This is a genomic window from Variovorax sp. W2I14, from assembly GCF_050435205.1.
GTDB lineage: Bacteria > Pseudomonadota > Gammaproteobacteria > Burkholderiales > Burkholderiaceae_C > Variovorax > Variovorax paradoxus_C.
This window is the reverse complement of the sequence record NZ_JBNDJX010000001.1, coordinates 3083050-3095920: the sequence shown is the minus strand read 5'-3', so window position 1 is coordinate 3095920 and position 12871 is coordinate 3083050. Positions and strand designations below refer to the sequence as shown.

14 protein-coding genes are annotated in these 12871 nt (G+C 50.6%); 1 reads left to right on the top strand and 13 read right to left on the bottom strand.

The genetic code is table 11. The features are described from left to right. The 5 genes from QF040_RS14655 to QF040_RS14635 form a co-directional block, all read right to left on the bottom strand. On the bottom strand, nt 1-855 hold the full coding sequence (locus tag QF040_RS14655; protein ID WP_429611646.1) for a hypothetical protein: 855 nt from the start codon (nt 853-855) through the stop codon (nt 1-3). Between the two features lie 112 nt (nt 856-967). Further along, nucleotides 968-4123, bottom strand: a complete 3156-nt coding sequence (locus tag QF040_RS14650) for an AAA family ATPase (RefSeq protein WP_429611645.1) — start codon at nt 4121-4123, stop codon at nt 968-970. A 36-nt stretch (nt 4124-4159) separates the two neighbouring features. After that, nucleotides 4160-6571, bottom strand: coding sequence for a DUF4116 domain-containing protein (locus QF040_RS14645; protein ID WP_429611644.1), 2412 nt, complete (start codon nt 6569-6571; stop codon nt 4160-4162). 105 nt (nt 6572-6676) lie between these two features. After that, entirely contained in the window at nt 6677-7261 is a 585-nt protein-coding gene (locus QF040_RS14640) for a hypothetical protein (RefSeq protein WP_429611643.1), read from the bottom strand. 34 nt (nt 7262-7295) lie between these two features. After that, nucleotides 7296-7616, bottom strand: coding sequence for a hypothetical protein (locus tag QF040_RS14635; RefSeq protein WP_429611642.1), 321 nt, complete (start codon nt 7614-7616; stop codon nt 7296-7298). Between the two features lie 652 nt (nt 7617-8268). Between QF040_RS14635 and QF040_RS14630 the strand changes: the two genes are divergently transcribed. Beyond that, on the top strand, nt 8269-8964 hold the full coding sequence (locus QF040_RS14630; RefSeq protein ID WP_429611641.1) for a hypothetical protein: 696 nt from the start codon (nt 8269-8271) through the stop codon (nt 8962-8964). Nucleotides 8965-9012: 48 nt separating this feature from the next. On the opposite strand, the gene QF040_RS14625 is transcribed toward QF040_RS14630, so the two are convergent. From QF040_RS14625 to QF040_RS14590, 8 genes are all read right to left on the bottom strand, one after another. Beyond that, nucleotides 9013-9804 carry a hypothetical protein gene (locus QF040_RS14625; RefSeq protein ID WP_429611640.1) on the bottom strand — a complete coding sequence of 264 codons (792 nt, stop codon included), beginning with the start codon at nt 9802-9804 and terminating at the stop codon, nt 9013-9015. Nucleotides 9805-9806: 2 nt separating this feature from the next. Next, nucleotides 9807-10037 (bottom strand): hypothetical protein, encoded by a 231-nt coding sequence (locus QF040_RS14620; RefSeq protein ID WP_429611639.1) that lies wholly within the window; start codon nt 10035-10037, stop codon nt 9807-9809. Further along, nucleotides 10037-10207 (bottom strand): hypothetical protein, encoded by a 171-nt coding sequence (locus tag QF040_RS14615; protein ID WP_429611638.1) that lies wholly within the window; start codon nt 10205-10207, stop codon nt 10037-10039. The genes QF040_RS14620 and QF040_RS14615 overlap by 1 nt, the downstream gene beginning before the upstream one ends. Nucleotides 10208-10758: 551 nt before the next feature. Then, nucleotides 10759-10959 (bottom strand): hypothetical protein, encoded by a 201-nt coding sequence (locus tag QF040_RS14610; RefSeq protein WP_429611637.1) that lies wholly within the window; start codon nt 10957-10959, stop codon nt 10759-10761. After that, nucleotides 10956-11297: a hypothetical protein gene (locus tag QF040_RS14605; RefSeq protein WP_429611636.1), complete on the bottom strand. Its 342-nt coding sequence runs from the start codon at nt 11295-11297 to the stop codon at nt 10956-10958. Before QF040_RS14605 ends, QF040_RS14610 begins: the two co-directional genes overlap by 4 nt. Nucleotides 11298-11775: 478 nt before the next feature. Beyond that, on the bottom strand, nt 11776-11982 hold the full coding sequence (locus QF040_RS14600; RefSeq protein WP_429611635.1) for a hypothetical protein: 207 nt from the start codon (nt 11980-11982) through the stop codon (nt 11776-11778). A 51-nt stretch (nt 11983-12033) separates the two neighbouring features. Next, the gene (locus tag QF040_RS14595; RefSeq protein WP_429611634.1) at nt 12034-12486 is read right to left on the bottom strand and encodes a hypothetical protein; all 453 of its coding nucleotides are present in this window, start codon (nt 12484-12486) and stop codon (nt 12034-12036) included. 50 nt (nt 12487-12536) lie between these two features. After that, nucleotides 12537-12860, bottom strand: a complete 324-nt coding sequence (locus tag QF040_RS14590) for a hypothetical protein (RefSeq protein WP_429611633.1) — start codon at nt 12858-12860, stop codon at nt 12537-12539. Nucleotides 12861-12871 lie beyond the last annotated feature (11 nt).

The window sequence follows — 12871 nt, the reverse complement described above, 5'->3', positions numbered from 1 at the left end:
TTAGATTTTGAACGTGTTGGATTTCGTTTGCGTTAGAGCCTTTTCCTTCTTCGCTTGGTTGTAGGCCGCTTCGTTCCCCAGCGCGGCTAGGTCGATTCGAACGGGCTTGCGAGCGACAGTAGCCTCCAGGAGGTTTTTCTCGCGGGTGGGAAGTGTTGCTTGATTGAAGGTGGCGGCAGGTACGTTAATCCGGTTGAAATCGTTTGGCATCACGTCTTTGAACTCCCTGATGCCGTACAGCCCAACAAATGATTTTCCAACCAACGTGTCAATCTGACCTACCGTTGAAACGTTGTTTTCCGAGCAGTTGAATATTCCGCCTATCTTGCTTGGTGCACCTTCCAAGCTAGTTATTCCTGAATGCTCGCAATCGAAATCGCCCCCGACCTCCTTTGGACATCCTTTCAATGAGGCAAGCCTGTTCTGAGAGATGCAGAAATCCCCTGAAACTTTGTTGAACCGTACGGGAAGTGTGTAGGGTTTAAAACGCTTTTCCTCAAACGCAAAATAGGAGCCTCGCCTTTCATAGGTGCCGTCATCGCAAAGCTTGAGTTCTTCGCGGTTCTCATGGTCGGTGTGCTCTTCATACCCTGCCATTTGTTCTAACCATTCGTTTTTATTCTGCGGTCTAAAACAATGGTCCAGATAGACGCTTCCTCTGACATCGACGCTTAGGTCATGATTTATTGTCCAGTTTTCAACTCCATACTCCTTGAGCCATTGACCAATCTCCTCTTTGGTCAGGCCGGAAGAGTTCATGCTCTTGCCAATGCTGTCAGAAGCCTTGCCTGGGTTTGACGCTTCTCTGTGTTGTGGGTGGTTGAATCTGAACGGTGTGCTTGTTTTGTTGTTCATGTGTCTTCCATATTAATCTTTAAAATAAGTTAGCATATATAAACTCTCGAAGTCAAGGATGCGGTATAAAAAAGCCACCTCTGAGGGCGGCTTCTTTGTAGTTATTGATTGTTTACATGGTTTGAACCAAGTCTTTACTCCTTCTCCTCACGGCTGCTTTGCCTAAAGGTGAAAGCGCTCCTAAGTCAATTTGTCGTGCCTGACTTCTCTTTTCATCGATTGTCGGAATCTCAGATGTTCTGACTATCGTTGATTTGATTACGGGCAAGCTATTTTTCACACGCGACTTTGTCGTCAGAGCCTTCATGAAGTCTTTGAGCTTCTCTTGGACAGGGGCGCTAAGTACGGATATGTCGAAAGTGCTTTTCTTGTAGTTAGCGCGCCCCATCGCTTCGAAGATTTGCACGAACTGGGCGAGTGTTTTAATTTCCATGAGCTTTTGCCTGGAAGACTGGCTATCAGCCGTCCACGCTTCACGGTGCGAGTTCAGATACTCACGGCAACCCTGGAATGTCTCCGTGAGCTCGTGCAGGCGCTTCGCTCTGGCCTCGTCAATGACCTGATTGGCCAAGTCCTTGGCTATCAAATCTCGAGCCCAGCTTTGCTGAGCCGGGGCGGGCTTCACCAACTTGCGGTCGCGGGCGATACGCTCCACCTGGTCTTCAGACAGGTACAGCTTCGTGTTCTCCTTGTGGCGCGAGACCTGGACATAGAAGCTGTGGAGGTTGTTGAGCATGTTGCTGGCGAAGAGGTAGCTGTTCTTTACGGTGTCGCCCTGGCTCTTGTGCGTCGTGAGACATGAGCCCAGCTTCAAGCTCTTGGCCTTCTCCGCCCCGAGGGTGAGAGGTTTGCCGTTGTCGAGCTCTATGGTGATTGCTCTGAGCTTTCCTGTGCGAGGGGAGTGCTCGATTTGCAGCACTCGGCCCACGTCAGCATTGTTCGCACGCCACCGAGCTGATGGGTCATCACTGTCGGTGGTGCGACTGAACACAACGCGCTCACCCACGTGAAACTGCCTGCTGATTCCGTCCTCGTCTTCGACAACCGCAACACCCAGCGCTCGGTTGAGTTCACCTCGCTCGATACGCTGGCGCTGAACCTCGTTGTTGATGGTGTCTGCGTCCTCGTTCAAGCTCGCCACAATGAACTTGTTCGACTCACTGGTAGGGTCGTCAAGGTAGTCCTTGGCGATGAGCTTCACGCGTTCCTCAGTGGTCTTCGTGACAGCAACACGCTTCTTCTCGTAGAGGGCAAGAATCGTGTCCATGGCCTTGCCCTGGCTCGCATTTGAAACCATCTCGCACTGCCAGGCTTCGCTTTGGCGCTGAATCTCGTTGAGCTCAACGCAAGTGAAGTTTTTCGTGAAGTGCCTGAATAAATTGCTCGCACCCACAGCCTGGATTTGGTCGCCATCTCCCAGCATGACGAGCTTAGCGCCTGCTGCGTGAATGAAGGCACTTATCTCCCACAGCTCCTGAGCTGAGGTCATACCGGCCTCGTCCAGCAAAACAATGTCCTTGTTAGTGAGCTTGAGCTTGGGTGGCTTGCCCTCTTTTCCCTTGAGCTGCATGAGAAGCGCTGCCGTATTTGCCCCGTCCTTGATGCCGCTCTCGGCCATCAGAATGTTGTTGGCCTTGCCTTGGGTGGCGGTGCCAATCATTCGATAGCCCTGGCTCTCGGCAATCTCCTTGGCAGCTTTCACCACGCTGGTTTTTCCGGCTCCAGCCTTACCCTTGATGCACATAACGGCGCCAGGCTCGCTCAGCATCGATATGGCAGCATTGAGCTGGCCTGCGTTGAACTTGAAGGCCTTTTTGTTGGCTTTGCTCATGCGCTCTTGATAATCTTTCAAGCCCTTGAGCACCGTGGTGCGGGGAATGACGAACCCTAGAGACTCTTCACGCGCTTTGTACTCGTTGAAAGTCTTGAGCTCGTTTTCCAGGTAGTAGTGAGAGACATACTTGGCACTCGCAGCAAGCTTGTGCTGGAGAGCCATGCGCTCCTGCGGGTTTGTCGACGTTTCGAGGCCCTCATAGAGTTCCTTCGTCTCGGGCGTTGTCGCAGCAAGGAAGTGCTCTTCGAAAATCTTCGCGGCCTTGCTCTCCACCACATCAGGGGAGTAGTGCAGCAAGAGCTGCTTGAAGAGGTGAGCCTTGATTTGTGCCTGGGAGCCGAACGCTTCACCGGTCCTGCGGTGGAAGCCCTTCACGAGCTCGATATCTGACTGCGGCTGGCGCTTCGGCGTCTCAGTCTCAGGACGCATAGCAAGCTCCTGAGCACGTTCCTGGTCGTACCCAAATTTCTCTCTGAGCTCCTTGTTCCACTGGTTGCGAAGCTCGGTCGAACTCAGCTCTGTCTTCTGCGCACGGGTGCTCGCCTGGGCTATCTCGGCCGCTTTGTGCCCCTTCTTGCCCTGCTTTTCGAGCTCCTTCTCAATCTCGACGCTGCGCTTGGAGTAGAGGGCTATGGCCTCCTTGGGAACGCCGGCGATAGCAAAGCTCTGGACGTTCTTCTGTGAGGCGTCAAGGTGCTGATTTTTCTTGTCTGGCTTGGTGTCGCTCACCACCAGTTGGGCGCTGAAGCGCTTCTTCAGGTAGTTCGCCAGGTGCATGTGAAACGCGGCGTCCATGAGGGACACGTTGTCGTGCAACCCCTTGTTCTCCAGGGCGTACAGCTTGCCGTCATGGCCCACCACTGAGTTGGCTACGCAAATGTGAAAGTGAAGGAATGGCTCGACTGCGCGGTTCTCGATGTGAGCAAAGGAAGTTATGAAGGAGAGGTTCTCTGCGTAGTATTTCTTGTTGTCCTTCTCGTACATTGCAAACTGTCGAATCATGGGGTAAAGCTCTTCTTGAACGATCCGATTCAGCTCTAGGAGCATCTCGTCTTGAACGGCTTTGCTCTGGGCGGCGAAGAAAATGCTGATTGACTTGTCGAAGGTAGGGATGAGCTCCGTCATGGGGACGCGTTCCTTCTTCTTTACACCAGCTTCGATTTCCTCTTTCGTGAGAGGTGGCTCAACGATTGGCTCGTGGCTCTCGTCTAACTTCTGAGGATTTCCGTTCAGTGGGTGATTGAACCAGTCGTCCTTGAAGGGGTTGTAGCCCATACAAAGCCTGTCCCACTCTTTCTCGGTGAAGGGCGTTCCCTCACGCCCTGCGGCCAGGGCCAATGCCCCCGTGGCAAGAGGTATGAGGGGGTCGTCCAGGTTCGCCCCTTCGTCAATTTGCTTTGTGTAATACGCCAGCTGGGGTTTGTGATAATCCATGTTGCGCATGTTTTTTATATTTATCATGCGCGTTCCTTAGATTTTGAATGTCTTGGTAGCTTCTTTAGTCTGTACCTTTTGCTTCTTAGCAGCGTTGTAGGCTTGCTCATCACCAAGTGCTGCCAAGTTAATGCGAACGGGTTCGCGCTTCGTAGCCTCAGGAGTAGCGCGGCTAAGGGAAATTTTCTCGCTCAGAGACTTCACATGTTCCGGTTCAAGATGTGGGTTGCCCTCGGTTTTGAAGTCTTTGCCAACATAGCTGGGTGCGCCCTTAACGCTGGACAGTTCGTTGGAAGAGCAGTCATAGACTCCTCCTACCTTCGCAGGGCCACCTTCCAAGCTGGACAAGTTGTTGCGAGCGCATATGAAGTCGCCTCCAATCTCGTGAGGTGAGCCCTCCAGAGAGCGTAGTGCTGGCAGGGTCTGGTGGACGGTCGCGTACTCACCATTTACTCCATTTGCAGAGATATCGAAGTTCCCTGAAACCTTCCCGAACTGGAAGGGTAGGTGGGTAAGAGGAATCTGATACTCCACGGGGCGAGATTCAATCCCGTCAACTTCGAGGACGTTATCTAAACTACGTTTGCTTCTTAGATTCACGTCTCCACTCACGTCCACTGTGAGGTCGTCATTGATGGTGAAGTCTTCAACCCCGTAGTGCTTGAGCCAAACCGCAATATCTTCCTTGTTGGTTAGGTCGCTCTGAGTCAGAACCTTCTCTAGGTGCTGCTCCTGAGCTTGAGCAAGCGCCTCCTCTTTCTGATTGCGTTCAAGCTCGACCTTGTAGCCGTTGAAGCTTTCAAGAAGAAGGTCGCCCATAACTTCATCGAACCTGGCTGGGTGTGCATCCTCATTTAAAATACGGTCCCACTCCTCTTTAGCTTCTTTCGAAAAACGGCCTGTGAGAATCTCAAACATTTCATCCGTTGTTTCTATCAACGCCCTGGGATCACCCTCTGCTGCTATTGTCAGAATTTCTATGTCTTGTCTTAATTCATCAGGCAAGCACTGTATAGCCTTGGGTTCTTGTTGAACGGCGTGAATGGCAAGGTATCGATTGTTTCTCAACTCTTCACTTGCATACTCGATTGAATATCCGTCGAATTCGCATGCCGCATAGACAAGTGATGGGTCATTCTTCAGTCGCTCTGAGCAATGTTTCAGTGCGTTCGACTTGGGTTGCGATACTGCGAGGCGTGCCAAGGCGTAATCGTCTTGATTTGCTTTGCTTGTGTACTGCAGTTGATTGCCGTTCAAGCGGATGACATTTTCTACAAATTCGCTGTTTGCTTGTAGATGCTCAGGGAGCTTGTCCAGTGTAATTGAGTTGGTCTTCGTGAGATTGAGAGCGACTTGACGGTCTTTAATCAATGTCTCACGCGAAACGTCGACTTGGTATTTCTCCGTCATGTCCAAGATAAACTTCTTGTCTTTACGGAGTTCTCGACTCGCAAAGCGCAAGGCGTTGTTATCCCACTTCAGAAGAGCTTCTATTACTTCTTTGTTGTCCCTGATGCTTTGTGGGGTGTCTTTGACGGAGAGTCCGTAGAAGCTCTCTTGCTGAGCAACGAGAAAGTTCCTTGGATTTTCTTTGATGTTCTTTTCGGCGAAAGAGTAGTTCTCTGCAAAGAGTTGCTCGGCGTCTTTGCGCCTAGGGTGCCCTATTTCTATATCCCAGTATCCCTTCAGTGATTTCTCAAAGCTCTCTTGATCAGAACGTACTGCTTTGCTTGCGACTTGGAAGAAATAGGGTGATTCCTCAAGGCAATCTTTCATAACGGCGTCGTTGTCACGAATGTGCTGAGGAAGATTGCCAAGATTGAAGCCGGACATATCTAACGCTAGAAGGAAGTCTTTATTGGTGAGAACGTCATCGCTGAGGGCTTCGACAGCTCTTGTCTGAGCACGCTCTTTGAAAATCTCGTCTAGTTTTTCCTCGGCTATGAATTGTTTTGGTAGGTCCTTGTTTATGAACTCCAGGGCTTCTTCTGGTCCCATTCTGCGAATGACCTCTATAGCGTGGCGTTTGTCTCTTTCGCTGAATTCTTGTTCATCGTCCAAGTCTGTTAAAGGCAACTGAAGGCGTTCCTGGTCATGGCGAAGCGCAGCGTTGAGGAATCCGTAGCCGTGGGCTACACCCGCTTGGTATTCGGTGCTACGTCTGACTTCCAGCGGCACTACTCGGTTAGCAACCTCATCGCCAAAGCTCATATTGAGGCGGCTAGCAAACTCAGCGTCGTTGAGCAGGTGGCTTGGCAGGTCAGTACCAAATTCTTCCCTTGAGCGTTCAATAAAAGGCTGTTTGGAGAGCCAGTTGATTGCATTTTCTCGCTGTGCCTCAATGCTAAGCTTGCGTGCACTGTAGCTGCCAGGGTCTTTGGGTACTAATGTCTGAATGCCTTCGCTGACTCGTTTCCATAATGAGCGTTTGTCTTTGGTATCTGCCATATATCCTCCTTGTAGTTATCTATTCAAATTAGCAGAACTCTCTCTGAAGTCAAGTGCAGGCGATAAAAAAGCCACCGTGGTGAATGGTGGCTGGTTTATTGAGAATTACTTCTTCGCCTCATGAATTGCTTCTGTTATGTGTATCAGAAGTGCGGGAATACTGTTGACGGCATCCTTGAGTTCTTCGAGTTCTTTCTTCAAGGTCACGTAGCTGGTGCGTATCTCTCGAAGTTCCGGATAGGCCCGGACACAAGCTTTAACCTGGGCAGATACGTTGGGTTCGCCTGTCAGGTTGAGGGGGTACTCCAGGTCTTGTGCTTCGTCCTCGGTGATACGAATGGTGAGCACTCCAGAGAGTTTTGTGGTTCGAACCTTGCGCACCTTCACCAAGTCGGAGAGGCGTTTACCTTGCTTGGCAAGCAGGAGCTCCAGCTCAGCTTTTCGTGCGGCAATCTCTTCCCTGGCAATTTCTCGCTCGTGAGCTGCTATGGCGGTTTTGAGGCTCCGCAGGCCGAACCAATAGTGCTCGCCACTGTTCCTGAGCTCCAATCTCTCTGCGGCGGTCTTGAAGGCCTCGGGGCTGACTTGGAGCTCGTGTGAGAGCTCGGCCAGGCCAACCTTCCTATCAAGTCGTCCAAGTGGTCTGACGCGCGACAGAACGGCGGTTGCTCTTTCGATCTGATTCGTCATTGCGGACTCCCAGAGGCAACGTCGAGTTCGTACTTCATAGAGCAAGACCTGTTGAATACCTAGTGAGATTGACCCGTTGGCCTTTGCGAACCTTCTTGAGCCAACTTCGGACCATCGCGCGCAGTCCTTTCATGGGATCTTCGGTGTGAGACTTTCTCACCAATAGATATGCGCCCACTAGTGCTCGCAGAACCTTGTAGGCATTCAATCCTTGTTTGGCGGCTGCTCTATGAAGGTGTGCGGAAAGCCCTTCTTCAATCGGCAAGACAACCACTCGTGAAACTTCGTTAGTAGACAGAAGTTCGTTTCTTAATTCTGCGTTGACTGTAAAAGCGATGTAGTTCGTGTTGCTCATGTTGTCCTCCAATTTAAATATCAATGTTACATAACCAACATATCAAATTAAAGTTGATTGTCAATATGTAATACAAGATTCTTTCCAAATATTTTGAAATGGATTGGTTTCCCCATTGGGAAGTTTGTGGAAATTAGTTTGAAAAGCACAATCTGGACCTCTGGTCCGTAGGGTGCTTAGGTATTTTTAGAGCCTTGAAGAGGCACCGCATGGAACGGGATATGCACTGTTCTGCACTACATCTATTCCTTTTATGTGCTGCTTCTTCTTCGAGCGATAGCTCTTATCCAGCACTTCTATATCAAATATCCACTACTTATATTGACAATCGGCAGTGGTTCTGCTAATTTCTTTGAAAGAATAATAAGGAGGTGAGATAAATGGATATTTTTAAAAGAATAGAGGGGCTGACAAGCTCTCGTATCGTTCAGGAGAAGGAAAGCTTGCGAAGTCATACTCTGACTTCATTAGTGAAACGCTTTCTACCTACTTGGGACAAGGAACTCAGCTCGTGCCTTCGTTTGCAAGGGAAGTCTCTTGACAGGGCCGTTCACGAGATACTCATTGAGGCTGGGTATCCGGCTTCTCTTGATACCGTTCGCAAGACCATTCAGCGCGTACGTGTGGGAGTCTCAAAATGATTAGCGCTGGCATGGACGCCATTGCGCAATTGACGGCCAAACGTCTACAGCAAGAGACAGAGCAACGCGATATGGGCGCCTTGAAGCTGCGCGCCATGGTGGACAGAAACTACGAGCAGTGGCAAAAGCTCTTCGATATCCTTCAAGAACGAGGCATCTACCGGTATCCATACCTGGCAGCGATGCTCAAAGAGGTGGGGGTGCAAACAAATCCAGACGCTCTCGCAAAGGCTTTCAAGTACGTGCGAGACAAGCGGGCAGAACAGGCCGGAAAAATCGTTACTCCAGCTGGTCAGACGGCAACCGAGACTGCCGATCGCCAGCGTTACTCTTTCGCCAGTAGGGCGCCCGTACAGTCGTCTGCGGAGGCTCGTCCAGAGTCTGCCAAGACAGTTTCCCCTCCACCTATCAAGGCTGCATCACGTGCCGTGCTGGGCGAGATCTCCTGGTCTAGCAACCCCTATGTGTTCTGTGGGGTCGAGCTCGATAGGAGCAAGAGCCTGGTGGCTATGGTCGAACCCGTAAGGGGGGTGTTTGACGAGGTGTTGATTCGTGGAAAGAGGCAAGACGCGCTTGCGTGCCTGGACTTCCTCCAAGCCATCCATAGCGAAGCCTTCCACAGCCAGGGGGAGGGTGAGTCGTTGGTTCCCCAGGACTGGCTTCCTTATTTCCGGCGCCTGGTTGAAGGCTTCAAGCGAAGATTGTGAGCCACGTAAAAAAAGACCCTTCGGGGTCTTTCTTGTTGGCAGAGCATTTCAGAAGATAGTCTTCAGGAAGTTCACCACTGAGGCGCTGCTCATACGCAGTCTCATGCGGCAAGCTAATTTCAGCTCGGGGTGGATATCCAAGTCTTTGGATAGTGTGCCTATGCCATATTTTTCAGATAGCTCTTTGACTTCAGGGTCAAAGTAAGGAATGGTCCATTCTGAGAACGTCTTCCCCTCAAAGATTTTGCTTCGCTGTTCCTGGTACTCATTCATAACACGGTCAAACTCACTCGTGTTCGATTTCTGAGGGTTGAACGCAACGATGTAGTGCGGCTTGCTTCCAAAGATTGCTGCGGCTTGGATGATTGAGCTGAGTGAGTCGATCTGGTGGTCCATGGGCAGAATCAGATAGTTGTCATAGCCATGCTGAGCGAATATCTCAAAGTAAACACTTGGGTCGTCAAAAACTTGCCCAATCACATTCAGCGAGTTGGCGGGAAAGTCGTTGATTAGAACGCTGGCGTCCTTGTACGTTTCAACCATATTCACCAAGTCGTCCAAACCCTGACGTGTGGTCAGGTCGATACGCGCAATGGTTTTGAACGGGTCGCCTTCGCCTCCTAGGCGTTTGACAGCGTTCCAATTTTCCGTGTCCCCAGTGAAGACCCCCACTTGCATGTCTTTGCGTTGGTCAAGCTGCTCCAAGATAACGGGGTTTCTCAGAGCTGAAGCAACAGCGATGGTTGCTTCGCTTTTTCCTAACCCCCCTTTGTTCGACACGATATTAAGGTTTTTGCGTCTGTTGATACCGTCTACCCGTTGTTGTAGTTCCTTTTTCATTGTTATCCTCCTTGGTTTAGTTGTTGTTGGTTGTTTTCCTCATTGAAGAGTGGTCTGAATACGTCGAACATTTCCCACAAAGGGAAAATTGCTTCTGTGTTCGTGAAGAGGTGTAGATACCGCTCCGGGTCATAGCTGTAGATGTAGTACTTGAGCGTCTCAAAATCGTCTGCCTCCGCACAGCGTGCCCAGAGCTCTTTCAGTTGCTGACGCTCTTTGCTGGTTGGCTGCATCAAGAGTTGCCTTCAAAAGGGTAGTCAGCGATGGAGTCGTCCACAGGCTTCTTGCTCTTCGACTTCTTGAGAACAAACTGAGCAACGAAGGGTTTGGGACTTCTCTCTTTTCCGTCATTCCCGATAATGCGGTTGTGAATGCTCTCTTTTTCTATTTGTACTGTTTTCATATGGTTGACCGTCTGAGCGGTCTTTCCTCCTTTTCTAGTTATTGTTCGATTACAACCCTGTACTTGTTTTGGTCATAGTAGTTGATGGTTCCGCCGCCGGTCGAGCGCACATTGCGTATGTCGCTGGGCTTCGACCCACGTGGGAAAACCATGACACGTTGGCAGTTGGCGTCAAACCACTCTTGCTGTTCACCCCACATAGCCGGCCTGCCCGATGCAGTTGGAATATGTGAGAAATCTGAGCTCTTCCCCATTGACAACCAATGCGTGGGATTGGCCGACTAAGCAGAACGCCGAGGCGATTGCTGCCAGTATCTTTGTTTTTATTGTTTTCATACTTTCTCCTTTTTTTAGTTATCTATCCAAAGTAGCAGAACTCTTCGTGTTGTCAAGAGAATGCTCGAAGAATTGCGCTCCAGTGGGTGTAGGCCACGACTGCGCCAAAGCTCACTACAACAAGAATGACAGCAGCGCACATAGCGATAGCCATCCCATACTGTGTTCGTGTGCTTTCCTCCAACTTCGGACCGAAGTCCAGGGTTCGTGGTTTGTTATTTTGGTTGTCCATAGTTCTCCTTTAATTGTTGTTGTGTGTTTTGACATTGCTGAAGCTGAGCGGTTGCCGTGTCAGCCTCTTTCCATTTCTCAATCCCCATGTCAGTGAGGGAGCTTATATGTGCGAATGCTCCAGCGAGGACTAAGAGCACGAGCCATAGAGGGATAGAAACTGTGGTGGTGAGGAAGGCTTTCATAGGAGGCCTTCCTTTGCCGTCCAGGAGTCCCAGAACTTCGTGTCATCGATGAAACCGTCCTCATAAGCACGCAAAGCGGACTCCGCATCGATGTCGTTCTTCAGGCCTTCTCGGTGAGCAGCTCGGCACCTGGCACAGTAGATTTCGATCTTGATTGCGTTCGCAATGGCTGTGTGTACGTCTAGTCGTTTCCAGACATACACCAAGAGCCTGCGGCCATCTGAGTAGCTCGCCTTCAGGGTGAACTTCTTCCAGGACCGTGGGTAGTGCTCGGGTCGAATCTCGTCAATGGTGAAGCCGTAGCGAGCCTCAATTTGGCGGTAGGTCGAGGGCTTCATACGCTCACCTCAACCTGGTGGCGGTGTTCGGCGTCCAGGGTGTCCACCAAGAGGCCTGGAGCGGGCAGGTAGTCAGCCAGGCTGGGCAGGCTGTGGACCGTAGGTACTGCGCACGTGTGAGCTGGAAGCTCAGAGATCTGGGTTTGGTCTTCGGCTTTCGTATCCCTGTTTGGCAGGGTATGCGCAGCCGCGCCATAGGCCGCTGCGAGAGCGAGTAGGGCGATACCGATTGTTGTTGTTCTATTTTTCATACTGTCTGACCGATTGCTTGCGGTCATTTCCTCCTTTTCTGTTTGTTATCTAAGCCAGTTCGAGCAGAAGTTGCTGCTGAGTGTTCGTTGGCAAGTTGCCTCCTTGGTCGCAGAGCTCACATCTCTGATTTCGCTGCGATAGGTGTTGTAGTCGCCATGAACCTTGTCGATTTGATTGAAGGCGGCAGTGGTAAATCCGATGACGAATGCTAAGTAGTACAGGGAGCTCATAACTTGCCCCCATTCCGGTGTGCATCTAATGCTTGGTGAAATAGGTGCCGCGTCTGTGGAGATACTGTGTTGCGCTCCTCAAGCTCCAGGGCTTTCATGAATCTCTCTCGCTGTTCTTTGCTCGGCTGTTGCTTGTCGTTGAGACTCTCCTCTGGATTTATAGAAGCTAAGAGCTTCAAAATTGTTTTAAGAAGTTGTTTCATTGTTGTCCTCCTTGTGGTTGTATAAGTGTTTCTTCTTTGTGGTGTTGTTGGTCAGTTCATTTTTGAGTAGTAGCGAGCAATCTCCATGTGCATACGCTGGCTGAGTGAGACGATTGCCTTGGAGAGCTCGGTATCCGCGCTGGAATGCTTGAGGGCTTCAGAGAGCCAGCACTCGGCGTCGATCAAGGTGTCTAGCAAGCCCTTGGCCTTGTTGTCTGCACGGAGCTGCGCGAGGGAGTCGGTGAGCTCACTGTTGCGCATGGCCCAGAGGTCGCGCTCGTAGTCATCGTCTGAGTCCCGGTACTGGTGTGCTCCGTGAAAGGTCTGAGCTGAGCTCAAGAGCTCGATGAGGTTCTGGCGCTCGTGGGTCGTATAGGCGCTCTTGCGGTGAGCGGGGAACACGTCCACCTTGCGCACGACCTCTGTAGGAATTCCGTTGGCTGTGCCGAATGCCAAAAGTTTGGCGATAAGGTTGGTTTGCTCTGTTCTGATTGTTGTTGTCATTTTGTTGCCTCCTGATTGTTGTTTTGGTTTGTTGTTGTCTTATATTGCCTTCAGATTTTCAAAGGTTTAGTTGCTACTTCCGCTGTGGACACTTGTCCTTGAAGGGCGTCTCGTTCAAGACAGGCCTTTATAGCTTCAGCAACAGTTTCAACCATTGAGAGTCTTGCCAGAGCTCTATCCAAATGGGTGTTCACTCTTTTGCTTGATAGAGCTTCGGTTAAAGTGCTTGCTGTTCTATGGCCGCTTGTGAATGTCACCCAATCACCTGTGCGTTTGCCGTTCTGGGTTAGATAAATTCTTGCCATAGCCGAGTCCTGCGATTTGATCTCAATATCAAAACCTGCTTTAAGAATTTTTGCGTAGTTGTTGTTCATCGTTGATTCCC